Raw genomic sequence first — 24,983 nt, 5'->3', positions numbered from 1 at the left:
GGGGGAGGGGGCCAATACTTTCCGCGGGTTAACCCGTTGGGAGGACTGGGATGGGGCTCACCGCGGACGACGTGCGGGACAAGCGCTTCTCGAAGGCGCGGCTCGGGCGGCGCGGCTACAGCGAGGTCGAGGTCATCGGGTTTCTCGCCGAGGTGGCGAACACCCTGGACGGCCGGGGCAACGTGACGGCGACACAGGTGCACAACGTCGCGTTCAGCACGTCGCTCGGCGTCGGCGGCTTCGACGAGGAGGAGGTCGACGACTACCTCGACCTCATCGAGGAGGAACTGGCCGTGCGGGCAGAGACCTAAGCCAGGAGGACCCTAAGCCAGGAAGATCTAGCCCAAGAAGGCCAGCACGCGCGCGGCGATCTCCGAGGGGTTCTCGAAGAGCATCGCGTGGCTGCCGGGGAACTCGACGACCTCGACGCGGGGGTTCGCCACCTTGGCGAGCTCGCGGTTGAGGCCGTCGCGGTAGACGACCCCCATAGCCTCGAAGGCGTCCATGCCGGGCATGCCGCGCGTGGCGGAGAAGACCAGGCACGGGCAGCGCAGCTCCTCGTAGCGGGACAACAGGTCCACGCCGGTCAAGCCGTGGCGCAGAGGTCCCAGGATTTCCGGGCCGGGGCGTTCGACCTGTTGTGCCTGCGCGTCGAAGAGCGCGTTCAGTTCGTCGAGGCCCGTGGTGTCGGAGTACTGCGAGGGATCGCCGATGTGGCGGTGCCCGCCGTCGATGTTGACCACGCCGGGACAGCGCGGGTGGGACTCGCCCCACAGCACGGCCAACCCGCCACCGAGGGACGTGCCCACCACCGCAGGCGTCTTGAGCGCGAAGTGCGACACGACTCGCGTGATGTCGCCGATCACGCCCTCCCAGTCCCAGGGCGCGTCGCCGGAGTCGCCGTGGCCGCGGAGGTCCGGTGCGACCACGCGGTGCCGAGTGGCGATCATCGGGGCGAAGGCGGACCAGTTCTCCTTGCTCCCACCGAGACCGTGCAACAGCACCACCGGGCTCCCGCCGCCGCCGAAGTCCCGCGCCGCGATCGGAACCGGGCCTGGCACAACGACATCCACTAAGTCCACTGTGGACACTCCTAGCCTTCGCGGGAGTTTCGCTGGTGCAGGCGCAGCCGGACCGACTCCGAGGTCACGCCGCCGTCGGAGTGCCGGACCAGCTTGCCCCGGTTGACCAGGTCGTGCACGGCCTGCTTGGTGATACCGAGCATCGCACCGGCGGTCGAGTAGGACAGGCCGTCGGTGGTCGGGTGACCGACGCGGTGCGCGACGACCTGCCCGAGCGGGGCCTGCCACCAAGCCGCGGGCGGGTCGAAGGGGCCGTCGCTCGGGTACAGCGTCGCGACCAGCCGCATCGCGGTCTGGGCGGCCACCCGGTCGTTGGGACCGAGCAGGTCCTTCGCCCAGACCGCCGCCTGCGTCCTGGTCCTGCGTTCCAGCTTGGTCAGCGTCCAGTCCGTGCCGAGCAGGATCTCCAGCGGGTCGAGCAGGTGGCCGGTCACCAGCCGGACCAGCTGCTCCGTCAGTGCCGCCTCGGTCACCTCAAGGGCCATCACGCGCCTCCTTGACGGCGACCGTAAAGTACTTGACGGTAGCCGTCAAGCGACCTCGACCGAGCCGCTGGAGCCGTGCACCGTGATGGTCTGACCGGTGACGATCTCCTGCGTGGCACGGGCGACGCCGACCACCGCGGGGATGCCGTACTCCCGCGCCACCACCGCGCCGTGCGAGTTGGGGCCGCCCATCTCCATCACCAGCCCGCCCGCGGTCAGGAACAGCGGCGTCCAGCCCGGATCGGTCGACGGCGCCACCAGGATCTCCCCGGGGTGCAGCTCGGCGCCGACCGGATCGAGCACCACCCTGGCCACTCCGGTGACCGTGCCGGGGGAAGCACCGGTGCCGCGCAGCGCCCCGTCCACCGCCACCCCGATCGCCTCCGGCTCGGTGCCGTCGGAGAGCAGCATCCTGGGCACGTGGCGCCTGCGCCGCTCGCGGTCGTAGTCCGCCCTGCGGGCAGCGACCAGTTCGGTGAAGTCCTTGCCCCGCAAGGCTTCCCGCGCTTCGTGGAAGTCGAGGAAGAACACGTCGTCCGCACGCTCGATCACGCCGGACGCGGCCAACTCCGCGCCGACGAGCTTGAGCTGTTCGCGCGCGCGGGAGAACGCCAGGACGATGCAGAACTTCGGCAACTCGCGGACTCCGGCAAGGGCCCGGACGCGGCGCAGCGCGGCGCGCACCAGCCTGCCGCGCCAACCTGCCCGCCCGGCCAGTTCCTCGACCATCGCCTCGGCCTCGGCGACGCCCTTCTCGAACTGCTTGTCGGCCGCCCACTCCGGATCGTCGACCCGGCGGTAGTTGGCGATCACGCCGCGCACGTGCGCCGGATCCTCCGACCAGCGCGGAACACCCAGGTCGATCTCGGCGACCGCGCGGTGGCCGTACTTGGCCAGGAAGCGGTCGAGGTCACCGTCCGAGCCGTGCTTGGCGATCCGCCACAGCTCCAGGTCCATCTCCGTGGTGACGTTGTGCGGCATGCCTTTCAGCACCACGCGCACGTCGTCGACGCAGTCCGGGTCGCCGATGAGCTTCGGCATCGCGCTGATCAGCGCGAAGGTGCCGAGCACGACCGGCATGACGCGCACGACCCGCGGGATCGTGATGTCGGTGAAGATCTGCGTGATGAAGTCCAGCCGCTGCTCCGCGGTGAGGCCGGGCAGCGTCCTGGTGAGCTTGTCGATCTCCTCGGCGTACCGGAAAGCGTTGGCGCGCACGGCATCCGGCCGCAGTAGCGCGTGCAGGGCCCTGGGCGGCGCGCCGATGCGCACCACGCCCTTGATGAGTTTGCGCAGCGTCGGGCCGCGCTTGCCGGTGGTGAGCGCGAACCGCGGGTCCTCGGTGAGCTGCTGGAAGATCTCCGCCGACCGGCTCTCCATCATGCCGAACAGGCGGGGGATGAACGCCCTGCCGACCGGATTGCGCAGCGGGGTGGTGATGTCGATGTAGATCCGCCCGCCGCTCTGGGTGAACACCGGCGGCCCGTCCAGCGGATCCTCGATGGGGACGCCGAAGCGCTTCGCTCCCGCTCCCGCGACCAGCCGCATCCCCGCCAGCCCCGCGGGCGTGAACGGGCCGAACACGCCCTGTGCCACGTTGGCGGAGAAGTACGCCCGCAGACCGTCCCTAGTGGACTCGGGGATCGGGTACAACGTGGTGATCGGGCGGGACTGGGTGAGCCACAGCTCGCCCTCGGAGTCCAGGGCCCATTCGGTGTCCTGCGGTGCTCCGTAGTGGTCCTGTGCGCGCTTTCCCAGATCCACCAGGCGCTTCAGCTGGTCATCGGTCAAGCAGTAGTCCTCTGTGGACAGTTCGACGTGCTCCGTCCCGCCGCCCACCTTCGACCTGATCGCCATGTGCTTGTCGCCGATCGTGCGGTCGAGCACGCGGCCGTCCGCCGCAACCACGAAGTGGTCCGGGTTCACCGAGCCGGAGACCACCGCCTCGCCGAGTCCGGGGCTGGCGTCGATCACGAACTCCGTCCGCGTGCCCGTCACCGGGTTCGCCGTGAACATCACGCCCGCCACGTCGGCGTCGATCATGCGCTGCACGACGACCGCGAGGTGCACGGTGCTCTGGTCGATTTCGTTGGTGTCGCGGTAACTCACCGCGCGGTCGGTCCACAGCGACGCCCAGCACCTGCGCACCGCGTCCAGCACGGCGTCGACGCCCACCACGTTGAGGTAGGTGTCCTGCTGTCCGGCGAAGCTCGCGTTCGGCAGGTCCTCGGCGGTCGCCGACGAGCGCACGGCCACCGGCACGTCATCGCCGAGCGCACGGTAGGCGGTGCTGATCTCCTCGGCCAGATCGGCTGGAATCGTTGCGCCGCACAGCATCTCGCGCGCTGTGGCCGGCTCCTGTGCGAAGACGGGGCCGGTGACCTCGACCATCCGCCGGTAGGCGTCCGTGGTGACGCAGAAACCCGGTGGCACCGGAATGCCCGCGTTGATCAGCTCACCCAGGTTGGCGGCCTTGCCGCCGACCAGCTCGCCCATGCCGCCGTCGAGCGCGGCCAGGTCGAGCACCACGTCACGCCGGTTCTTCCCCCGCTGCTTGCCCATCGCGATGTCTCCTCGCGGCCTCGGCCAGCAGCGTCGTCGATCGCGCGACGATCTGCTGGTCCTCTTCTGACAGGTACGTCATCAGCCCCAGCTGCGCCTCTGCCCTGGTGCGTTCGAAGCCACGCAGGAACTCCCGCCCCTCGTCGGTGAGGTGCACCCGCTTCGCCCTCCGGTCCTCCGAGTCCTCCCGCCTGCCCGCGAGTCCCTTCGCCACCAGCTGCTCGACCATCCGGCTCGTCGCCGAGACGGAACGGCCGATGTGGTCGGCGAGGTCCTTGACGGTGGGCGTGCGACCCGTGTCGAGCAGGTAGAGCGTCGCGACCTGGATGAGTTGGAGGTCCCCCACGCCGCGGACCACCGACACCACGAACTCCGACAGGAGCTCTCGGCGCACGGTGCCGATCTCCTCGGCGAGGCGGTCGCTGTCCTGGGGGCGCATGGCGTTCTCCAAATGCTTGCGTCCTTGCAACTAGTGCATGGGTGCACGTTAGCGCGGACGGGGCGGATAAATCAACGGCTGTTGAAAAGGTGGGCTCGACATCGCCCGTTGGGGAACTGGGATGATCGGCGGTGGTGTGTTGTCGGCTGTTCATCGAGTGGGGGTAGCAACACGATGCAGGACGTGCTATTTGACCTGATCAACGGCATGGCAGGCAGCAGCCCCGTCCTCGACGACGTGATGCTCTTCGCCGCCGGGCCGTTGATCTACCTGCTCTTCGCGGCGGCCGGGATCGTCTCCCTGCTGGCCATGCGGAAGCAGGGGCGGACCACCAACGTCTGGATGGCCGGTCAGGTCGGCGCTGCCCTGCTGCTCGGCTTCCTGGTGAACCGGGTGCTGCGGATGATGGCCTTCCACGAGCGGCCGTTCCAGACGCGCACCGTCAACCAGCTCGTCCAGCACGAGCCAGGGGTGTCCTTCCCCAGCAACCACGCGACCGCCGCGATCACCGTCGCGCTCGTCGTCGGGATCTTCGTCTCGGCGCTGTGGGGCTGGCTGCTCGCGCTGCCCGCGCTGCTCGTCGCGTTCTCGCGGGTCTACGTGGGTGTGCACTGGCCGTCGGACATCATCATGGGCGGGCTCGTCGGCATCGTCGCCACGGTGCTGGTGTGGTGGGCGGCCAAGCTGCTCCTGCGCAGGCGCTCCGGCGCCGAAGAGATCGACGACCTTGCTGACATCACCGCCGTCCTCCCGCGGGTGCCCGCCGCGGAGGAGACCGTCGTGCTGCCGAAGGTCCGTTCCTGACCATGGACTGGGTGCCCGAGGACATCGACCTGACGCGGCCGAGCGCCGCGCGGATGTACGACTACTTCCTCGGGGGTTCGCACAACTTCTCCGTCGACCGCGAGGCCGCGGCAGCCGCCGAGCAGGCGCTCCCCGGCGTGCGGCTGGCCGTCCGGGCGAACCGGTCCTTCCTCCGGCGCGCGGTGAAGTACCTGGTGGGCAAGGGAATCCGGCAGTTCCTCGACCTCGGCTCCGGTATCCCGACGGTCGGCAACGTGCACGAGATCGCCCAGGGCGAGTGCTACGGGACGCGGGTGGTCTACGTCGACATCGACCCGATCGCGGTCGGCCACGGCAGGCGCATCCTGGCGGACAACCCGGACGCGACCTCGGTGCGGGCGGACCTGCGTGACCCGCTGCGGGTGCTGGAGGACCCGGAGGTGCGCGCCCTGCTCGACCTGGACCAGCCGCTCGCCGTGCTGATGGTCGCGGTGCTGCACTTCGTGCCCGACGCCGAGGACCCCTGGGCGGTGGTCGCGGGCTACCTGGACCGGCTCGTCCCCGGCAGCCACCTGGTGCTCTCGCACGGCACCAACGACGACTTCTCCGATGAGGAGAACTCGGGCTTCGAGACCGTGCGGCAGGTCTACCAGCGCACGTCGAGCCCGATCGTCGTGCGGACCGAGGCCGAGGTCGCGGCGTTCTTCACCGGTCTGGAGCTGGTCCCGCCCGGTCTGGTGCGGCTCTCCGACTGGCGGCCGGACTCGGTGGAGCAGTGGAAGTCCTGGCGCTGCGGGATCGGGCGGAAACCTGGGCCGATCGGATGACCGCGTTCACTCGCGGCTGTGGAAGGCGCCCTGGTCGGGGCCCACTCCACCGCCTGCGACCGAAGTGGTTGTCGAACTTTTTCCATCTGTCTCGCAACCAGGGTGCCCGTTGACCGTCCTCCTTTATGTGGAAGTTGAGGGACTTCCACTGAGAGGGAGAGAAAACATGAAGCGCACCTTTGCCGTTGCGGCAGTCGTATTCGGCTCGGTTCTCGTCGGTTCGATCGCGCACGCGGCTCCGGCCGGTCAGGTTCTCGGGCCGAACGGGTTGGGCGACCTGAAGCTCGGAATGTCCGAGGAGGATGCCTACCAGACCGGCATGCTCCACGGCTACCAGGGAGAAGACCCGGGAGCCGGGTTCAGCAAGAACTGTTCCTGGTACGGGTTCCACAACCGGCCCACGGACCTCGACGTGCTGATCTCGCCGACCAAGGGCGTTTCCGTGATTTTCGCCAACCAGGGCGTCCGGACGGTGCAGGGGATTGGCATCGGTTCCAGTCGCAAGGAACTCCTCGCGGCTTATCCGGAATGGTCCGATGACCCGAACGGTCGCTGGGTCCGCGTTCCCGGGAATGCGAATGCGGGTTATGCGATCGACGTCCGGGACGACAAAGTGATCTTCATCGGGCTTTACCAGAACGGTCAGGAGTGCGCGGAGTAGTCCTGCCGACCGAGCCGCTCAGCCGATGGTTGGGCGGCTCCTCGCGCATGTGGTGGACTTCCCGGCGAAGCCGTTCAGGGAGGAACCCGCATGCCCGAGTTGTTGGCCGGTACCCAGCGCGCGCTGCTGCGCCGCCTCGCCGTGGACCAGAGCGAGAACCGCGTCCCGTCGATCGTCGCCGCCGTGGTGCGCGACGGAGCGCCGGTGTGGATCGGCGCGCGGGGGCGGGTGGACGGGGCCGAGCCGACCGCGGACACCCAGTACCGGATCGGTTCGATCACCAAGACCTTCGTCGCCGCGCTGATCATGCGCCTGCGCGACGAGGGCAGGCTCGACCTCAACGATCCGCTGGACCGGTTCGTGCCGGGCACGCCCGCGGGTGCGAGCACGATCGCGCAGCTGCTCTCGCACACCGCAGGACTGACCGCCGAATCGCCGGGGGAGTGGTGGGAGCGCACCCCCGGCGTTCCGGCCGACGAGCTGATCTCCTTGCTGGGCAAGCAGTCCATGCCGCACCGCGCCGGTCGCCGGTTCCACTACTCCAACCTGGGCTTCGGCCTGCTCGGTGAGGTCATCGCCCGCAACAGGGGGATGAGCTGGATGGAGGCGGCGGAGGCGGAGATCCTGCGGCCGCTCGGCATGGGCCGCACCACCTTCCTGGCGCAGGCACCGCACGCGCAGGGCTACGCGGTGCACCCGTGGGCCGACGTGCTGTTGCCGGAGCCCTCGCACGACGGCGGCGCTATGGCTCCGGCCGGGCAGCTGTGGTCGACCGCGACCGACCTGGCGCGCTGGGCGGCGTTCCTCGGCGGGGACACCGGTGAGGTGCTGCACCCGGACACGGTGGCGGAGATGCGCGAGCCCGCGATCGTCGACGACGCCGACGAATGGCGCGGCGGGCACGGGCTCGGGCTGCAACTGATGCGGCACAAGGGAAGGCGCGTCGCCGGGCACACCGGCTCGATGCCCGGGTTCCTCGCGACGGTGTGGGTGGACCCCAAGGACGGCACCGGTGTGCTGTTCCTGGCCAACACCACGGCGGGCGGCGGGTACAACCTGCTGGCCGACTACTTCGACATCATGGCCGAGCGCGAACCGCGTCTGCCCGCGACCTGGACGCCGCTCGCTCAGTCCGAAGTGGACAGTGAGCTGCTCGCGCTGACCGGGCAGTGGTACTGGGGTCCTTCGGCGTACGCGCTGCGCCTGCGCCAGGGCGGACTGCTCGACCTGACGCCGCTCAACGGCAGGGGCCGGGCGTCCCGGTTCCGGCGCGACGAGAACGGCGCGTGGATCGGGCTGGACGGCTACTACGCGGGCGAGGAGCTGCGGATCGTGCGCGGGGCCGACGGTTCGGTGAGCCACCTCGACCTCAACACGTTCATCTTCACCAGGACCCCCTACGACCCGAACGCGGCCGTGCCGGGCGGTGTGGACGCGGACGGGTGGCGCGGCCTGTGATCGGTGAGGGGCTCCGCCTGCGGCACCCGAGGCCCGAGGACCATCTGCGGCTGCTCGCCGTACTCGACGAGTGGTGGGGCGGATTGGGTGGTGAGGCGGGGGCGCAGCAGCGCGCGTTGTTGTTGCCCCGCTTGTACTTCCAGCACTTCACCACGACGAGCTGGTTGGTCGAGGACGCCGAGGACCGCTTGGTCGGCTTCCTCATCGGCTTCCTGTCCCAGACCGACCCCGACGCCGCGTACGTCCACTTCGTCGGCATCGACCCCGGGCTGCGCCGCTCGGGCCTCGCCCGCAGCCTCTACCAGTGCTTCTTCGACCTCGCGCGGGAGCACGGGCGGAGCAGGGTGCAGAGCATCACCAGCCCGGCGAACACCACGTCGCTGGCCTTCCACACCGCCTTGGGCTTCCTCGTGGAGCAGGGCGAGAAGGTGGTCGACGGGGTGTGGGTGCAGCCGGACTACGACGGTCCCGGGCTGGATCGCATCGCCTTCGTGCGCAGGCTCTGACCTGCGAAACCGTTGTCGGGGGGACCACGTGGGTCCCCCCGACAAGGGGTTGGGTGAATCGTCCCCCAGGTGAGTCCGACCCCCTCGGTCCAGACCCCTGCGATCACCCGTGTCTTTGTAATGCGCATGCATCGTAACCAGGCTTCGGCGCACTTGGCAATGCGCGCGCATTGCCAAGTTTCCGGACTGGCAGTACGTTGCGATCACAGGTACCTTGTGAAGCATGGTAGCTGCGGGAGCATTCAAGGCGGTCAGTCAGATGCGTCGCGGCGTTCTGGAGTACTGCGTACTGGCGCTGCTGCGGGACTCCCCGCGCTACGGCGTGGAACTCGTGCAGACGCTCGGCGCGAGCGGCGGCCTCACCACCAGTGAGGGCACGATCTACCCGCTGCTGTCCCGGCTGCGCCGCGACGGCCTGGTGGAGACGACCTGGCAGGAGTCGGCGTCGGGACCGCCCCGGCGCTACTACTCGCTGACCAAGGCCGGACACCACTCGCTCGCGGAGTTCACGGCGGAGTGGACCCGGTTCCGCGATGCCGTCGAAGGATTTCTGGCCCCCTCGGAGGGACGATGAAGGTGGAAGACCAACTCATCAGCGGATATCTCGACCGCCTGGAGGCAGCGGCGAAGGTGCTGCCGCACGACCGCGGGCGCGAGCTGATCGCCGATGTCGCAGAGCACCTCGCCGTGGCGCTGGACGATCCCGACGTCACCACGGAGGCCGACCGCCGCCAGGTCCTCGACCGCCTCGGTGAACCCGAGGAGATCGTCCGCGCCGCCCTGGAGGACCAGCCCGCCGCGCCCCCGTTCTCCCCGGTGCCCCCGGCCAAGAAGTCGTCGACCACGAAGCTCGTGGTGATCGTCGTGGCGGCCGTGATCACCGGCATCGTGTTGCTGGGGCTGCTCGCGGTGAGCATGTTGCTCGTGGGCAGTACCGAGCGGGCTCCGGAGCCGACGTCGATTTCCGTGGTGCCGCCTCCGGTGAAGTCCCCGACGGGCTGAGGCCGTGGACACCCGGCCCCTGCTGATCGTCGACGCCGCCAACGTCGTCGGCTCCGTGCCCGATGGTTGGTGGCGTGATCGCCGGGGCGCCAACGAACGCTTGCGGGACTCTCTGGTCTCGTTGTGCGACAACGGTTTGCCGCAACTGGAGGGTCCGCTCGACGTGGTGCTCGTCGTCGAGGGCGCCGCGCGGGACGTCGCCGGGGTCGAGGGCGTCCGCGTGGTCTCCGCCCCCGGCTCCGGTGACGACGCGATCGTGGACCTCGTCCGCGCGGCGGCTCCGCGTCGCCGCGTGGTGGTGACGGCCGACCGGGGCCTCCGCGATCGCGTCACCGCGCTCGGCGCCGAGACGCTCGGCCCGCGCGCGGTCAGGAGAGCATGAGGGCCACAACGGGGGCGGGAATGGCCCATGTAGGGCCAACTAGCTCGCGCCCGCATCTTGGGACGAGGAACAGAGCCCCCTCCCGCGATGTTGAATCCCGACGTGACCTCTGCGAAGCCCCGCGCCCGGGTGCGCGCCCCCGAACTCACTGGTCGTGGCTGGTTGAACACCGGCGGAGCGGACGTCAGGCTCGCCGATCTGCGCGGCAAGGTCGTCCTCCTGGACTTCTGGACCTTCTGCTGCATCAACTGCCTGCACGTGCTCGACGAGCTCCGGCCGATCGAGGAGGAGTTCGCCGACGTCCTGGTCACCATCGGCGTGCACTCCCCGAAGTTCACCCACGAGGCCGACCCGGAGGCGTTGCGGGCCGCGGTCGAGCGCTACGAGGTGCACCACGCGGTGCTCGACGACCCGGAGCTGGGCACCTGGCAGCAGTACGCGGTGCGGGCCTGGCCGACGCTGGTGCTGGTCGACCCGGAGGGCTACGTCGTGCACGTGGCGGCGGGGGAGGGCCACGCCGAGGCGTTGCGCCGGGTGATCCGCGAGGTGATCGCCGAGCACGAGGCCAAGGGCACGCTGCACCGGGGCGACGGACCTTACGTCCCGCCGCCCGCGCCGGAGACCGCGTTGCGCTTCCCCGCCAAGGCGATCCGCACGCCGAGCGGTTCCATCCTGGTCGCCGACTCCGGTAGGCACAGCCTCGCCGAGCTGGACGAGACTGGCGAGAACCTGTTGCGCCGCATCGGTTCTGGCGTGCGGGGGCGCGAGGACGGGGACGCGCCGACCTTCTCCGAGCCCAACGGTCTCGCCCTGCTGCCGCCCGAGGTCGCCGAGCGGGCGGGCTACGACGTGGTGGTCGCGGACACGGTGAACCACCTGCTGCGCGGAGTACGGCTCGCGGACGGCCGGGTGTCCACTGTGGCCGGTACCGGAAACCAGTGGCGTGACGGGGAAACCGACGGTCCCGGCCTGGAAGTCGACCTGACCAGCCCGTGGGACGCGGTGTGGTGGCCACCGGCGGGCGGAGTGGTGGTCGCCATGGCCGGAAATCACACGATCGGGCTGTTCGATCCCTTGTCGGGCAACGTTTCCCGGTTTGCCGGAACGACCGTCGAGGGGCTGCGCGACGGAGCGGTCGAGCAGGCGTTCTTCGCGCAGACCTCCGGCCTGGCCGCCGGAGCGGACCGGCTGTGGCTGGCCGACTCGGAGACCTCGGCGCTGCGGTGGATCACCAAGGGCGACAACGGTTTCACGGTGCACACGGCGGTCGGCGAGGGCCTGTTCGACTTCGGGCACCGGGACGGTCCGGCGAAGCAGGCGCTGCTGCAACACCCGCTCGGCCTCGCGATCCTGCCGGACGGCAGCGTGGCGATCTGCGACACCTACAACGGGGCGGTCCGCCGGTACGACCCGGTGGCGGACGAGGTCTCCACGCTCGCCACCGACGTCGCGGAACCGTCGGGCGCGGTGGTCGTCGACGGTGAGCTCGTCGTGGTCGCCTCCGCCGCGCACCGCCTGGAACGCCCGGTGCCGCCCGGGCTCAGCGCACGGCTGGTGGCCGGAGCCGCCCAGCAGGTTCGCAGGCCGCCCACGGACATCGCCCCCGGCGAGGTCGAGCTCGTCGTCGTGTTCACGCCGCCGCCCGGCGAGAAGCTCGACGAGCGCTACGGCCCGCCGACCAGGCTGGAGATCACCTCGTCGCCGCCGGAGCTGCTCCTGGAGGGCGCGGGCGCGGACACCGGGCTGAGCAGGCGGCTGGTGATCGCTGACGGCATCCCGTCCGGGGTGCTGCACGTGGTCGCCCAGGCGGCCAGTTGCGACGTCGACGCGGAGCACCCGGTGTGCAGGCTGGCCCGTCAGGACTGGGGTGTCCCGGTCCGGGTGGAGCAGCGCGGACTGCGGCGGTTGCCGCTGGTCATGGGCGGAATGGATGAGCAGTCGGAGTGATCCGCGTCACCCGTCGGCGCGGTCTTCGCGCGTTACACCGCAACGAAGGTCTGGTGTGTGACCGGTATCCGTGGTAGCTCGCCCCAGCGCGCCAAGTAAACTCCGCTGGTGCCCGATGCCAAGCTCGAAATCCAGCTTCTGCACGATCGCGTCATGGTGAAAGTCGTGCGGGAGGCCGGAGAGCGGCGGAGCGGCGGCGGGATCGTCATCCCGGCCACCGCCCAGGTCGCGAAGCGCTTGTCGTGGGGCGAGGTGTTCGGGGTGGGCAACCACGTCAGGACCGTCAAGGTCGGTGACCGCGTGTTGTTCAACCACGAGGACCAGTTCGAGGTCGAAGTACAGGGCGAGGCATACCTCGTGATGCGCGAGCGCGACCTGCACGCGGTCGCCAGCGAGCGGACCGAGCACGGTACGGGTCTGTATCTGTGATTCGTGTTCTCGGAGTCTTCGTCGGCCGCTAGGCCGGCGCGTGCATCCCGAGCGCACTTGGAGGAGGGAACGCGGTGTCGGACGACAACGGGAGGCCCGACCCGCAGCCGGAGCACGACTCATCACCGGCTGCGTCGACACCCGCTGGCGGTGACCCCGCGGGACCGGAACAGCGCCCCGTGAGCGCCGAGCGGACGACCAAGCGCATCCAGTGGATGTCCGCGCCGAAGCTCGGGGCCGAGGCACCCGAGCCCGCCAAGGACACCCCGGCGACCCCGGCCGCCGCGCAGCCGCCCGTACCTCCGGCCCCGCAGCCCCAGGTGCCCGCGCCTCAGGTCCACCGCAGCGGACCGCAACCGCGCATGCCGCAGAGCATCGCGCCGACGGACGGCATGCCTCGCGTGCACTACAACACGCCGCAGCCGCAGCAGCCGTCGTCGTTCGGCGCGCCCGGTCAGCCGCCGGTGCACCACAGCGGTCCGCAGCCCAGGACCCCGCAGCCGCCGCGGAACCCGGGTCAGCAGTGGTCCCAGCAGCAGCCGGGGAACGTCCAGTTCCAGGGCGAGCAGCCGCAGCAGCGCCACGACAGCGGTCCGGTCCGTCGCGAGCAGCCGCCGGTGCAGCAGCCGCAGCGGCATGACAGCGGTCCGGTCAACCGGCCGCGGCCCGAGGCCGCGCAGCAGAAGCCCGCTGACGCCTCGAAGGAGACGGTCTCCGGCGCCGCGTTGTTCCAGAACGTCGCGGAGCAGACGGAAACCGTTGTGTTCCAACAACTCCCGTCCGCACCGAAGCCCGAGGCCGGGCCCGCGCGCTCGGATGACGAGGCCCGCCCCGCTGGCGAGGTCCAGAAGCCCGAGCAGCCAACGCCGTTCACCTACGCCGTCGCCGACACGCAGCCGAACCCGAAGCCCGAGCTGCCGACCCGTCCGACCGGTGACGCGCCGCGTCCGGAGCAGGCGACCACGTTCGCGCGCCCGGTCGGTGACCCGCAGAAGCCCGACCTGCCGACCCGTTCCGCAGGTGACGCGCCGCGCCCCGAGCAGGCCACGACGTTCGCCCGGCCGGTCGGTGATCCGCAGAAGCCCGAGCAGGCAACGGCGTTCTCGCGTTCAACGGGCGAGACCCCGCGTTCGGAGCAGGCCACGACGTTCGCGCGCCCGGTCGGTGACCCGCAGAAGCCCGACCTGCCGACCCGTTCGACCGGTGAAACCCCGCGCCCGGAGCAGCCGACCACGTTCGCCCGGCCGGTTGGCGATCCGCAGAAGCCTGAGCAGGCAACGACATTCTCGCGCTCGACCGGCGAGACCCCGCGCCCCGAGCAGGCCACGACCTTCGCGCGCCCGGTCGGCGACCCGCAGAAGCCAGAGCGGACGACCACGTTCGTCCGCCCGGTCGGTGACGAGAGCACCAGCCGCATCGACCAGGCGACCACGGCGGTGCGCCCGGAGGCGCTGAGCGGGCTCGGCGCGGGCCGCCCGGTCGACCCCACCTCGGACACCGTGCGCATCCCCAAGATCGACGCCACCACCACCGTGGCCCCGGCCAAGGCCACCTCGGTGTTCAACGCCAAGCCCCCGGCGACGCCGCCTCCGCCCCCGACGCCGCCACCGGTCGACGACGCGATCGACCCGCTGCCGGAGGACGACGGCGGGGACGAGCGCGCCGGGCGCGGCAGGAAGATCCTGCTCGCCGCGGCCTCCGTGGTGGGCCTGCTCGGTGTGCTCTACGTCGGCGACCTCCTGCTCACCCAGGGCAACGTGCCGCGCGGGATCACCGTGGCGGGCGTGGACGTCGGCGGGCTGGACCGGACCTCGGCCGAGCGCAAGCTGCGCGAGCAGATCGAGCCGAGGCTGGGCAAGCCGGTGGCGCTGCGGGTCGGTGACGTCGACACCGAGATCTCCCCGCAGGAGGCCGGGCTGACGATGAACTGGAAGGGCACCCTGGACCAGGCGGGCGAGCAGTCCTACAACCCGTTCACCAGGATCGCGTCCTTCTTCACCACCACCGAGCTCGGTGTGGTCACCGCGGCGGAGGAGGGCAAGGTCACCGGCGCGCTGGAGCACCTGCGCGAGGTGACCGACCGCCTGCCCGCCGAGGGCACGATCGAGTTCACCGACGGCAAGCCCAAGCCGATCGACCCGAAGCCCGGCCAGAAGCTCGACGCCGCTGGCGCGGTCCCGGTGCTCAAGTCGGACTGGCCGAGCGGCCGCCGGGTGCAGCTGCCCGCGATCGCCGAGCCCGTCACGTCCACCCCGGAGGGCGTGCGCAAGGCGCTCGAAGAGATCGCCAAGCCCGCGGTGTCCGGCCCGCTGACCGTGCTCGGCGAGGGCGGCAACGCCATCGTGCAGCCGGTCGCGATCGGCAACGCGATGCGCTTCGAGTCCGACGGCAAGGGCGGCCTGACCGCCTCGCTGGACGTGCCGAAGATCGCCGAGGTCGCCCGGCCGCAGCTGGCGTCGACCGACAAGCCCGGCAAGGACGCCGAGATCGTCATCGAGGGCGGCAAGCCGGTGGTCAAGCCGTCGACCGACGGCCGGGGCGTCGACTGGGAGAAGACCCTCGCGGGCGCGCTGGAGGTGCTGCGCAAGCCGCAGGACCGGCAGATCAAGGCCACCTACTCGCAGTTGCCCGCGAAGCTGACCACCGAGCAGGCCAACGCGCTCGGCATCAAGCAGCTCGTCGCGGAGTTCGACACCAAGGGCTTCGCCGCGGACTCCGGCCGCAACATCAGGCGGGCGGCCGAGCAGATCAACGGCGCGATCGTGAAGCCGGGCGAGACCTTCAGCATGAACGGCCGCACCGGTCCGCGCACCGCGGCGACCGGCTACGTCGAGGCCGCGATCATCGAGAAGGGCGAGCTGAGCCGCGCGGTCGGCGGCGGTGTCTCGCAGATGGCGACCACGCTCTACAACGCGTCGTACCACGCGGGCATGGTGGACGTGGCGCACAAGGAGCACAGCTTCTACATCTCGCGCTACCCGAAGGGCCGGGAGGCCACGGTCTTCCAGAACCCCAACGGCAGCAGCGTGATCGACGTGAAGTTCAAGAACGACAGCAAGACCGGCATCCTGATCCAAACGGTCTGGACGCCCTCGTCGATCACCGTGAAGATGTGGGGCACCAAGACCTACGAGGTCACCGGTCAGACCGGCGAGCCGTTCGCCCAGACCGCCCCGCAGGTCAAGGAGATCCCGCACGGCCAGCCCTGCACGGCGAGCGGCGGCGCGGGCGGCTTCAGCGTGAAGGACACCAGGACCATCAGGGACCTCACGACCGGCACCGTGCGCCGTGAGGAGCGGACGGTCCGCTACAACCCGCAGCACAAGGTCGTCTGCGCCCCGCCGCCCGCGGGCGGCTGAGCCGGAGCACGACGAGGGGCCTTCCAGTCGGGAGGCCCCTTCGTTTTGCTCCGAACGGCCCGTTTCACCTTGTGGCGCGAGGTGCATCTCTTCTGGGTGGAACGAGCCGTCGAGATCGGTGGCCGGGTGGGCATGGCCTGCTTCGGCCTGGTGCACCTCGTGGTGGCCTGGCTGGCAGTCCAGGTCGCGCTCGGCGACAGCCCGGCCGAGGCGGACCAGAAGGGCGCGCTGGCCACGATCGCCGCGCAGCCGCTGGGCGTCGCGCTGCTCATCGCGCTCGCCGCGGGACTCGCGGCGTTCGCGGTCTGGCAGCTGCTGAGCGCCTTCTTCGGCCATCGCTGGATCTCCGACCAGCGCAAGCGCACGATCAAGCGGAGCACCTCGGCCGCGCGCGGGGTGGCGGGCATCGTGCTCGCCGTCATCGCGGTGAACTTCCTGATCGGCGCGGGCCAGGAATCCGGTGACCAGAGCCAGAAAACGCTCACCGCGGAACTGCTCGCGCTGCCGGGCGGGCCGTGGATCGTCGCCGCGATCGCCGCCGTGGTGTTCGGTGTCGGCGTCGCCGCGGTGCTCAAGGGCGTGCGCCGGACCTTCCTCGAAGAGCTCGACCTGACCAGGCTGCCCGCGGGCACGCGGACCTGGACGCGGCGCCTCGGGATGACCGGCTACCCGGCCAAGGGGATCGCCTTCGCCGTGGTGGGAATCCTGTTGGCGTTGGCGGGTTTCACCGCCGATCCGAACCGCGCGGGCGGGTTGGACCAGGCCCTGCGGGAGCTCGCCGCGCTGCCCTTCGGGGTCTTCGTCCTGCTCGCCGTCGCTCTGGGGCTCGCGGCGTTCGGGGTCTACTGCTTCGCCGACGCCCGCTGCCGCAGGCCCTGAGACGGCGAAAGGACGGCACCCCGTGGGTACCGCCCTTTCGCATCACCCAACGACGGCTGTCACCAGAAACAACCCGCGGGCACGTAACCCACCTGCTTGTAGCGCCCGATCCACACCACGTAATACCGCTGGGTCGGATCGCCCGTGCCGCACACGTCCTGATTTTGGCCGTTCTCGACCATGCTGACGCATCTCTTGCCGTCCCAATGACCCTTCACGGTGGTGACGGTTTCACCCCGGTGGAACTGGTCGAGGGCACCTGCCTCGCTCTTGACCGGTTTCGGCCTGACCACGACGGCGTCGGCCCTGGACACCTTGATCTTGCTGTCGGGCTTGTGGCTGTTCGCGCATTCTTTCTGGCCTGCCGGGGCGGCCTGGGCCGCGGGAACGACCGCGCCGAGGGCGAGAAGGGTGGCGCCGGTGATCACTGCCGCGGCGAAACGTGAAAATGACGTAGACATGGAAATAATTCGCTCCAATGAGCCCCAATGACGACGAAGAGTGCAGGCTAATTCCTGTTTCGCGGCAGGCCAATGCTTTTGCTTTGATCCGAACTGTTATTTGGCGCAGCAAAAAAGCGGCGGTGCCGTCACCGGCACCGCCGCTTCTCTTCCCGACCGGGATCGTGGGGAGATCAGAACGCCGCTTCGTCCATCTCCATCAGCGAGTTGTCCGTGCTCTCGACGATCTTGCGCCGCGAGGACAGCTCCGGCAGCACGTTCTTGGCGAAGAAGCCCGCGGCCGCGACCTTGCCCTCGTAGAACGAGCGGTCCTTCGCGGACGGGCCGGAGTCCAGCGCGGCGATCGCCACGTCGGCCTGCTTCAGCAGCAGCCAGCCGATCAGCAGGTCACCCATGCTCATCAGCAGGGTGACGCTGTTCTGGCCGACCTTGTACAGGTTGCGCTGGTCCTCCTGCGAGGAGGTCAGGAACCCGATCAGCGTGCCGAGCATGCCCTGCGCGTCCTCAAGGGCCTGCTTGAGCAGCGCGCGCTCTTCCTTGAGCCTGCCGTTGCCGTTCTCGTTGGCGATGAACTGCTGGATCTCGTTGGCCAGGAAGCCCAGCGCCTGGCCCTTGTCGCGGACGATCTTGCGGAAGAAGAAGTCCAGCGACTGGATGGCCGTGGTGCCCTCGTACAGGCTGTCGATCTTGGCGTCGCGGATGTACTGCTCGATCGGGTAGTCCTGGAGGAATCCGGAGCCGCCGAGCGTCTGCAGCGAGTGCGTCAGCATCTCGTAGGCCCGCTCCGAACCGACGCCCTTGACGATCGGCAGCAGCAGGTCGTTGACCCGGTTGGCCAGCTCCACGTTCTCGCCCGCGCGGATCTGGTCCTGGAAGGACGCGGTGTAGAGGTAGACCGCGCGCAGACCCTCGGCGTAGGACTTCTGCAGCATCAGCGAGCGCCGCACGTCCGGGTGGTGGGTGATGGTGACCCGGGGCGCGGCCTTGTCCAGCATCTGCGTCAGGTCCGCGCCCTGCACGCGCTCCTTGGCGTACTCCAGCGCGTTCAGGTAGCCGGTGGACAGCGTGGCGATCGCCTTGGTGCCGACCATCATCCGCGCGTGCTCGATCACCTGGAACATCTGCGCGATGCCGTCGTGCACCTCGCCGAGCAGCCAGCCCTGGGCGGGCACGCCGTGCTGGCCGAAGGTCAGCTCGCAGGTGGTGGACACCTTGATGCCCATCTTGTGCTCGATGTTGGTGACGAAGGCGCCGTTGCGCTCACCGAGCGCGCCGGTCTTCGGGTCGAAGTGGAACTTGGGCACCAGGAACAGGCTCAGGCCCTTGGTGCCGGGCTTGGCCTCGATGCCGGGACCCTCGGGGCGGGCCAGCACCAGGTGCATGATGTTCTCGGTCATGTCCTGGTCGCCGGAGGTGATGAAGCGCTTCACGCCGTCCAGGTGCCAGGTGCCGTCCGCCTGCTGCACGGCCTTGGTGCGGCCCGCGCCCACGTCGGAGCCCGCGTCCGGCTCGGTCAGCACCATCGTGGCGCCCCAGCCGCGGTCGAGCATCAGCTGCGCCCAGTGCTTCTGCTCGTCCGTGCCGTTGGAGTATGCGATGGAGGCGAAGCTGGCCCCGGCCATGTACATGAACAGCGCCGGGTTCGAGCCGAGGATCAGCTCGCCCGCGGCCCACTGCACGGTGGCCGGGATGCCGAAGCCGCCGAGCTCGTCGATCGCGCCGAGCCGCCACCACTCGCCGTCCATGAGCATCTGGTAGGAGGCCTTGAAGCTCTCGGGCAGCGTCACCGAGTGCGTCTTGGGGTCGAAGACCGGCGGGTTGCGGTCGGCGTCGGCGAAGGAGTCCGCCAGCGGCCCGGTGGCCAGGGTGTTCAGCTCGGTCAGCACACCGCGGGCAGTGTCCTCGTCGGCCTGTTCGAACGGCCCGCTGCCCAGCCGCTGCTGGATCTTGAACACCTCGAACAGGTTGAACTCGAGGTCGCGCAGGTTGCTCTTGTAGTGGCCCATCTCGTTGCTCCCGGGTCATCGCGGGTTGCTGGCCGAGGGACGCGCCCTACTAGCCGGTAACAACAGGATATTACCCATGGGTAACTCGGAGCAAGCGGTGGCCAAGGGAACTGATGTCACAAGCGGGTGAACTCAGCCCGCGGTTCGACCGAGCGTCACCATGCGTACACCCATACCGACCAGCACCAGGCCGCTGAGCTGATCCACCCGGACACCCCCGCCGGGCCGGGCGAGGAACCGCCGCACGGCGCCCACGGCCAGCGTGTACCAGGACGCGCTGAGCGCCATCTGCGCCGCGGCCAGCACCGCCGTTCCGCTCAGGACGTCCCCGCCGACCGGGAGGAACTGGGGGAGCAGTGCGAGATAGAGCACGGCCGCTTTCGGATTGGCCAGGTTCGCCACCAGTCCGGCGCGGTAGGAGGCGAACAACCCGCGCTGCACCGCCTGGGCCGTCGTCTCCTCGTGCCGCCGCCCGCTCACCAAACCCCCACCCATCCACCAACCTGAACCGCACGGTGGTTGGGGCGTCTTCAAGTACCCCGAACCACCACCGAGAACGTCTTCAACCGCACCCAACCCCGCGTCGTCGCCGAGGTTGGGGGCGGTTTGAGACCGTGTGAGCGGGGGTGCGGGGTACTTGAAGACAGGCGAACCCGCTAGCGGGCGAGGCGGGCGAGCACGGTGCCGAGCGCGAGCAGGGCGGTGACGGCCAGCGCGATCACCACGAAACCGGCGCTGTGCAAGGCAACCGCGAGCTGCGGGCCCAGGCTCGCGCCGATGAACAGCACGAAGGAGTAGATGGAGACGGCCGTCGCGCGAGCCGGGCCCGCGTTGTCGCCGATCGACTCGACCAGGGCGGGACCGGCGGCCACCACGCAGGCGGAGAACAGGAACATGCCGACGCCGATCAGCACCAGGCTGCCGCCGGAGACGGTCGTGATGGCAGCGCCCACGGCGGAAAACCCAAGGGCCACAACGGCTCTGCGCGGCGCGGGGAGCCTGGTCACGAAGGGCGCGGCCACACCGGTCAGCACCATCGCGGGCAAAGCACTGGCCCGCAGCCACAGCAGACCGTCGTGGTCGGCGAGCCCGGTGATCTGGATGCCGGAGTAGGCCCCGACGAAGCCCGCGAGCAAGGTCGACGCGGCGGCGAACAGGAGCACCAGCCGTCGGTTGCGCAGCAGTTCGAGCATGACGCGCCACGGCGACACGCTCACGGCAGGGCGCTCCACCAGATCCGCTCGCAGCGCGAGCTTTTTCCATACAGCGCAAGCGAAAAGGCCGATCCCGCTCACCACGAACACCGCGCGCCAGCCGGCCAGGTCGCCGAGCAACTGCGCGCCAACCTGGCCGATCACCGCGGACGAGACGAACGCGCTCGTCAAGATCGTGTAGGCGATCGCGCGGCGCCGCGGGTCGATCTGCTCGGCGACGTAGGCCATCGCGGCCGGGGCGAAGGCCGCCGCGGTGAAGCCCTGGATCGCGCGCAGCACGACGAGCGCGCTGACCCCGGGCGCGATGGCGACCGCGGCGGTGGTCACCGCGGCCACCGCGAGCCCGACGACCATCACCCGCCCCGGGCCGAAGCGGTCGGACAGCGGGCCGAGGAACAGGAAACCGAGGGCGTAGGCCAGGCCGAAGCCGGTGGACGACCACGCCAGTGCGGACTCCGCGACACCGAAATCGGCCGCGGTCAAGGCGGACAGGGGAATGGACGCGTACAGCTGGCTCACCACGAGCACGGCGGCCACGCCTAACGCGGTGACGGTCCGGCCGAGCGGGGCGAAGGTCCGCCGCTCGGCGAGCGCAGGGGGCGAATGCATGCGAGGACGCTAACCAACCAACCGGTTGGTAGTCAACCAACCAGTTGGTAGCGTTGGCGCATGTCCAGGGACCCGAAAGCCACCAAGGCCAGCCTGCTCGCCGCCGCGCGGGTTGAATTCGCAGCTCACGGGGCTGCCGGTGCGCGCGTCGACCGCATCGCCGAGCGCGCGGGGGTGAGCAAGGAGCGCATCTACGGCTACTTCGGGAGCAAGGACAAGCTCTTCGACGCCGTGCTGGACGAGGTGCTGGACGAGGTCATGGAGTTCGTCGGCGCGCCGGGCCGGGACATCGGCGCGTACGTGCGGCGCGTGCACGACTTCCACCGGCAGCAGCCCGACCTGGTGCGGCTGCTCGTCTGGGAGGGCATGCAGGGCGGCGGTTCCTGTCCCAACCGGCGCAGCCGGGTCGAGCACTACGTGCGCAAGAACCAGGCGATGGCCGACGCGCTCGGCCTGGAGACCGCCGAGGAGGCCGCGCCGTACATGTTCATGTTCATGGCGATGTGCTCGTGGCCGGTGGTCGTGCCGCAGATGGCCAGGCTCGTGCTCGGCGAGGACGTCGACACCGAGGACGGCCGAGACCGGCTCCGGAAGCACATCGGGGACTTCGCCCAGGCCGCCGTGACTCACATACATGAACAACAGTCACGAGTGTGACTCAGTTCGCCCGTGACCATTCCGTTAACCAGCGTCCCCGCCGTATGACGTAAGCCACTCAGCAATCCCGTGCGGATGCCGAGGGGCAAGGGAGTCCGCCAGCTCCCGTCGTCGCCGAACGGCCCCCGGTGCCCTCGCGGTGCGCAGGCTTCGCGCACAACCCTGGGAGGTCTCATGGGGACCCTCGACTGGATCGTGGTCGGCGGGTACTTCTTCGTGATGGTCGGCATCGGCTGGTGGTCCCGCACGCGCATCAGGAACGTGCTGGACTTCTTCACCGCTGGCGGGCGAATGCCGTGGTGGCTCTCCGGTATCTCGCACCACATGTCCGGCTACAGCGCCGTCATGTTCGTGGCCTTCGCCAGCGAGGCGTACCGGCTCGGCCTCACGGTCTACGTGTGGTGGGCGCTGACCATCGGCGTCGGCATCGGGATCGGTGCCTTCCTGTTCTCCGCGCGGTGGAACCGCCTGCGCGCCAAGCACGGCGTCGCCTCGCCGCTGGAGTACCTGGCCACCCGCTACAACCTGCCCACCCAGCAGGTGATGGCCTGGGCGGGCACCCTGCTCAAGGTCGTGGACATCGCGGCGAAGTGGGCCGCGGTCGCCGTGCTGCTGCGCGGGTTCGCCGGGGTGCCGATCACCTGGGGCATTGTGATCGTCGGTGTGGTGACGATGGTCTACTCGGTGATGGGCGGCCTGTGGGCCGACGCGCTCACCGACTTCGGCCAGTTCATCATCCAGGCCGCCGCGGGCATCGTCATGTTCGCCGCCGTCGCCGCGCACTTCGGCGGCATCCAGTTCATGTGGGAGATCTGGGGCCAGCTGCCCGCGGCCAACAGCGAACCGCTGCGCGAGCCCTACACCGCGACGTTCTTCATGGCGCTGTTCATCATCAAGACCCTGGAGTACAACGGCGGCATGTGGAACCTGGCGCAGCGCTACATGGCCGCGCCGGACGGGGCCGCCGCCAAGCGCTCCGCGCTGCTCTCCAGCGCGCTGTGGCTGGTGTGGCCGCTGATCCTGTTCTTCCCGATGTGGGCGGCCCCGCTGATCGTGCCCGGCCTGGCCACGGCCGACGACGCCTACATCGAGCTCGGCAAGATCATGCTGCCCGCCGGGATGATCGGCCTGGTGCTCGCGGGGTTCTTCTCGCACACCATGGCGATGGTGTCCTCCGACGCCAACGTGATCTCCGCGGTGATCACCAGGGACATGCTGCCGCACCTGTGGAAGGGCGTGCGGGACCTGACCGCGGACAAACAGCTGCGGCTGGCGCGGATCACCACGTTCCTGTTCATCGGGGTGAGCATGCTGATCGCCGTCACCTCGGGCGGCCAGGGCTGGGTGCTCAAGATCGTGGTGGACCTGGTCGCGGCGACGATGGGGCCGATCGCGGTGCCGCTGATGCTCGGCCTGCTCCCGTGGTTCCGCCGGATGGGGCCGAGCGCGGCGATCTCCTCGGTGGTCGGCGGGCTCGGGGTCTGGGCCTTCCTCTACATCAGCCAGCAGAACGGGGTCGCGGTCGACAAGGAGGCGCTGGTCGCCTTCCCGCTGCTGACCTCGCTGGTCCTCTACGTGGTGGTCGGGCTGCTCCGCCCGGAACGCGACACCAGGCGGGACGAGCTGATCGACTCGCTGTCCACCGACGAGGTCGCGACGGTCAGGACCTCCTGATCCGCGGTCGAGGCGAACAGCCCCGAAGCCCGGGGCTGTTTGTCTTGACCGGCGGCGATGGTCGATGATGGGCCCGTGGCTCTTTCGGAGATCTCAATGGACCCCGACGTGCTCCAGGGCGTTCCGGTGGTGACGGGCACGACGATCTCGGTGTCCGCGATCGTCGCGCTGGTCTGCCAGGGCCTGAGCGACCAGGAGATCATCCAGCGGCACCCGGAGCTGACCCCGGCCGACATCCTGGCCTGCGTCGAGTTCCAGCACGCGGGCTCGCGCTGATCAGCGCTTGAGCACGCGGGCGGCCAGCCGGTCGCCGGAGCCCACCATCACCTGCAACGGCTTGGTGAGGACCGACAGCAGCACGGCCAGCTTCGGCTTCCCGAAGCTCCGCGCGATCTTGGGGCCGAGCGCGCCCATCACGGCGGTGATGCCGGGCAACGGCCTCATCCACATCGTGAGCTCGACGATGCGCGCCTGGTCGTCGAGCCGCACCAGCGAGCACTCCTCGATCGCGGTGCGGCCGACCCGTCCGCGGTAGAACAACGCGCGCTGGCGGTCGTCGCCGATGTCGGTGTGGAAGCGGATGTCCTCGATGCTGCTCAACGCCGCCTCGAAAACGGCGCGCACGTCCTCGCGCCCGGCGAAGCGGCCGCGGTCGGTCAGCGGTGACCGCAGCACGACGTCCTCGGACATCGTGGACATCGCCAGCTCGACGTCGCCGGTCTCCGTCGCGCGCCGGAACGTCTCGGTGGTTTCCATGGTCATGTCGGTGCACTCCTCGTCGTCGACGCCAATCCCCGCCACAACAGGTCGCGGGCGAGCAGCACGATCTGCTCGCGGCTCACGTCGCGGTTGCGCCACCACCAGGCCGCCAGGGCGTTGACCGCCCACTTCGAGGACTCGGCCAGCACCTCGTCGGCCCGCGCGCGCTCCAGGTCCACCGAGAGGGACAGCTCGGGGATGCGGTGGAACAGTTCGGTCAGCCGCTGGGTGGCCAGTTCCTGTCCGCGCCGGTGCGCCTCAGCCACCTCGGCGTCGCCCGGCGAGTCCAGGAAGATCATTCGCCACGCGTGCTCGTTGCCCTCGATCCACGCGAAGATCGCGTCGAGGGACCGGGTGACCAGCTGCTCCGGTGTCTCCGCCGGTTCCTGCGCGGACCAGTGCTCGATGAACGCGGTCGCCTGTGACTCGACGAGGTGCGCGTAGAGCCCGGCCTTCGACGGGAAGTGGTCGTAGAGCACCGGCGTGCTGATCCCCGCGGCCTTCGCGACCGCGCGCATGGACGCCCTGTCGTAGCCGTTGACGGCGAAGACCTCCATCGCGGCGCTGACGATGAGCGCGCGGCGGTCGTCCGGCCGGAGCCGTTTCCTGGGGGTGGATCCCGCGTTACCTGACATTGGTTAGGTAGCTTACCCGCCTACCTGACGGCTGTCAGGTAAACCGCCCACATCAAGCATTTGCCGCCTGACAAGCCTTGATGTGCATCGCCCGATTGGGCAAAGTGTGGCTCGACGTGTTGACGGCGGGTAGTCGGGGCAGGACAGAGCATGAGGCGGCGGCAGTC

Annotated in this window: 26 protein-coding genes; 16 read left to right on the top strand and 10 right to left on the bottom strand. The window is 69.8% G+C overall.

The window, feature by feature from the left end:
- Positions 1–50: 50 nt before the first annotated feature.
- Positions 51–311, top strand: coding sequence for a DivIVA domain-containing protein (locus NLX83_RS41630; RefSeq protein WP_305884172.1), 261 nt, complete (start codon positions 51–53; stop codon positions 309–311).
- A gap of 27 nt (positions 312–338) precedes the next feature.
- Here the strand turns inward: NLX83_RS41630 and NLX83_RS08520 are convergent, their stop codons facing one another.
- The 4 genes from NLX83_RS08520 to NLX83_RS08505 are packed head-to-tail and all read right to left on the bottom strand — an operon-like array spanning position 339 to position 4,568.
- The gene (locus tag NLX83_RS08520) at positions 339–1,073 is read right to left on the bottom strand and encodes an alpha/beta fold hydrolase (protein ID WP_254234286.1); all 735 of its coding nucleotides are present in this window, start codon (positions 1,071–1,073) and stop codon (positions 339–341) included.
- A 20-nt stretch (positions 1,074–1,093) separates the two neighbouring features.
- A complete protein-coding gene (locus NLX83_RS08515) occupies positions 1,094–1,567 on the bottom strand; it encodes a hypothetical protein (protein ID WP_254234285.1) in 474 nt (157 codons plus the stop codon).
- 45 nt (positions 1,568–1,612) lie between these two features.
- Entirely contained in the window at positions 1,613–4,129 is a 2,517-nt protein-coding gene (locus NLX83_RS08510; RefSeq protein WP_254234284.1) for a PEP/pyruvate-binding domain-containing protein, read from the bottom strand.
- On the bottom strand, positions 4,098–4,568 hold the full coding sequence (locus NLX83_RS08505) for a MarR family winged helix-turn-helix transcriptional regulator (RefSeq protein ID WP_254234283.1): 471 nt from the start codon (positions 4,566–4,568) through the stop codon (positions 4,098–4,100). The genes NLX83_RS08510 and NLX83_RS08505 overlap by 32 nt, the downstream gene beginning before the upstream one ends.
- A 183-nt stretch (positions 4,569–4,751) precedes the next feature.
- Between NLX83_RS08505 and NLX83_RS08500 the strand changes: the two genes are divergently transcribed.
- From NLX83_RS08500 to NLX83_RS08445, 12 genes are all read left to right on the top strand, one after another.
- Positions 4,752–5,372: a phosphatase PAP2 family protein gene (locus NLX83_RS08500; protein WP_254234282.1), complete on the top strand. Its 621-nt coding sequence runs from the start codon at positions 4,752–4,754 to the stop codon at positions 5,370–5,372.
- Positions 5,373–5,374: 2 nt separating this feature from the next.
- On the top strand, positions 5,375–6,178 hold the full coding sequence (locus NLX83_RS08495; RefSeq protein ID WP_254234281.1) for an SAM-dependent methyltransferase: 804 nt from the start codon (positions 5,375–5,377) through the stop codon (positions 6,176–6,178).
- Positions 6,179–6,287: 109 nt separating this feature from the next.
- A complete protein-coding gene (locus NLX83_RS08490) occupies positions 6,288–6,839 on the top strand; it encodes a hypothetical protein (RefSeq protein WP_254234280.1) in 552 nt (183 codons plus the stop codon).
- Positions 6,840–6,938: 99 nt separating this feature from the next.
- The gene (locus NLX83_RS08485) at positions 6,939–8,297 is read left to right on the top strand and encodes a serine hydrolase domain-containing protein (RefSeq protein WP_254236139.1); all 1,359 of its coding nucleotides are present in this window, start codon (positions 6,939–6,941) and stop codon (positions 8,295–8,297) included.
- A complete protein-coding gene (locus tag NLX83_RS08480) occupies positions 8,282–8,803 on the top strand; it encodes a GNAT family N-acetyltransferase (RefSeq protein WP_254234279.1) in 522 nt (173 codons plus the stop codon). The genes NLX83_RS08485 and NLX83_RS08480 overlap by 16 nt, the downstream gene beginning before the upstream one ends.
- 223 nt (positions 8,804–9,026) lie before the next feature.
- A complete protein-coding gene (locus NLX83_RS08475; RefSeq protein ID WP_254234278.1) occupies positions 9,027–9,377 on the top strand; it encodes a PadR family transcriptional regulator in 351 nt (116 codons plus the stop codon).
- Positions 9,374–9,805, top strand: a complete 432-nt coding sequence (locus NLX83_RS08470) for an HAAS signaling domain-containing protein (RefSeq protein WP_254234277.1) — start codon at positions 9,374–9,376, stop codon at positions 9,803–9,805. Before NLX83_RS08475 ends, NLX83_RS08470 begins: the two co-directional genes overlap by 4 nt.
- A gap of 4 nt (positions 9,806–9,809) precedes the next feature.
- A complete protein-coding gene (locus NLX83_RS08465) occupies positions 9,810–10,187 on the top strand; it encodes an NTP pyrophosphohydrolase (protein ID WP_254234276.1) in 378 nt (125 codons plus the stop codon).
- Between the two features lie 87 nt (positions 10,188–10,274).
- Positions 10,275–12,134 (top strand): NHL domain-containing thioredoxin family protein, encoded by a 1,860-nt coding sequence (locus NLX83_RS08460; RefSeq protein ID WP_254234275.1) that lies wholly within the window; start codon positions 10,275–10,277, stop codon positions 12,132–12,134.
- A 108-nt stretch (positions 12,135–12,242) separates the two neighbouring features.
- Positions 12,243–12,563 carry a GroES family chaperonin gene (locus NLX83_RS08455; protein ID WP_030429961.1) on the top strand — a complete coding sequence of 107 codons (321 nt, stop codon included), beginning with the start codon at positions 12,243–12,245 and terminating at the stop codon, positions 12,561–12,563.
- 74 nt (positions 12,564–12,637) lie between these two features.
- Positions 12,638–15,922: a VanW family protein gene (locus NLX83_RS41800; protein WP_254234274.1), complete on the top strand. Its 3,285-nt coding sequence runs from the start codon at positions 12,638–12,640 to the stop codon at positions 15,920–15,922.
- 96 nt (positions 15,923–16,018) lie between these two features.
- The gene (locus NLX83_RS08445) at positions 16,019–16,801 is read left to right on the top strand and encodes a DUF1206 domain-containing protein (RefSeq protein ID WP_254234273.1); all 783 of its coding nucleotides are present in this window, start codon (positions 16,019–16,021) and stop codon (positions 16,799–16,801) included.
- A 59-nt stretch (positions 16,802–16,860) separates the two neighbouring features.
- Here the strand turns inward: NLX83_RS08445 and NLX83_RS08440 are convergent, their stop codons facing one another.
- The 4 genes from NLX83_RS08440 to NLX83_RS08425 all read right to left on the bottom strand — a co-directional run bounded on the left by NLX83_RS08440 (position 16,861) and on the right by NLX83_RS08425 (position 21,091).
- Positions 16,861–17,229, bottom strand: a complete 369-nt coding sequence (locus NLX83_RS08440; protein WP_254234272.1) for a hypothetical protein — start codon at positions 17,227–17,229, stop codon at positions 16,861–16,863.
- Positions 17,230–17,435: 206 nt separating this feature from the next.
- Complete coding sequence (locus NLX83_RS08435) at positions 17,436–19,268, bottom strand: acyl-CoA dehydrogenase (protein WP_254234271.1); 1,833 nt, start codon at positions 19,266–19,268, stop codon at positions 17,436–17,438.
- A gap of 132 nt (positions 19,269–19,400) precedes the next feature.
- On the bottom strand, positions 19,401–19,763 hold the full coding sequence (locus NLX83_RS08430) for a LysE family translocator (protein ID WP_254234270.1): 363 nt from the start codon (positions 19,761–19,763) through the stop codon (positions 19,401–19,403).
- Between the two features lie 161 nt (positions 19,764–19,924).
- Complete coding sequence (locus NLX83_RS08425; protein WP_254234269.1) at positions 19,925–21,091, bottom strand: MFS transporter; 1,167 nt, start codon at positions 21,089–21,091, stop codon at positions 19,925–19,927.
- Positions 21,092–21,151: 60 nt separating this feature from the next.
- Between NLX83_RS08425 and NLX83_RS08420 the strand changes: the two genes are divergently transcribed.
- The 3 genes from NLX83_RS08420 (at position 21,152) to NLX83_RS08410 (ending at position 23,698) form a co-directional block, all read left to right on the top strand.
- Positions 21,152–21,748 carry a TetR/AcrR family transcriptional regulator gene (locus NLX83_RS08420; protein WP_254234268.1) on the top strand — a complete coding sequence of 199 codons (597 nt, stop codon included), beginning with the start codon at positions 21,152–21,154 and terminating at the stop codon, positions 21,746–21,748.
- Between the two features lie 174 nt (positions 21,749–21,922).
- Positions 21,923–23,422 (top strand): sodium:solute symporter family protein, encoded by a 1,500-nt coding sequence (locus NLX83_RS08415; RefSeq protein WP_254234267.1) that lies wholly within the window; start codon positions 21,923–21,925, stop codon positions 23,420–23,422.
- Between the two features lie 75 nt (positions 23,423–23,497).
- A complete protein-coding gene (locus NLX83_RS08410) occupies positions 23,498–23,698 on the top strand; it encodes a DUF433 domain-containing protein (RefSeq protein WP_254234266.1) in 201 nt (66 codons plus the stop codon).
- Here the strand turns inward: NLX83_RS08410 and NLX83_RS08405 are convergent, their stop codons facing one another.
- Together NLX83_RS08405 and NLX83_RS08400 are read right to left on the bottom strand one after the other, a co-directional pair.
- Positions 23,699–24,184, bottom strand: a complete 486-nt coding sequence (locus tag NLX83_RS08405; protein ID WP_254234265.1) for a nuclear transport factor 2 family protein — start codon at positions 24,182–24,184, stop codon at positions 23,699–23,701.
- Positions 24,181–24,816, bottom strand: a complete 636-nt coding sequence (locus NLX83_RS08400) for a TetR/AcrR family transcriptional regulator (RefSeq protein ID WP_254234264.1) — start codon at positions 24,814–24,816, stop codon at positions 24,181–24,183. The genes NLX83_RS08405 and NLX83_RS08400 overlap by 4 nt, the downstream gene beginning before the upstream one ends.
- Between the last annotated feature and the right edge of the window lie 167 nt (positions 24,817–24,983).

This window comes from Allokutzneria sp. A3M-2-11 16 (genome assembly GCF_024213555.1).
Taxonomy (GTDB): Bacteria; Actinomycetota; Actinomycetes; order Mycobacteriales; family Pseudonocardiaceae; genus Allokutzneria.
The sequence above is the reverse complement of the archived record's forward strand: the minus strand, read 5'-3'. Positions and strand labels throughout refer to the sequence as shown.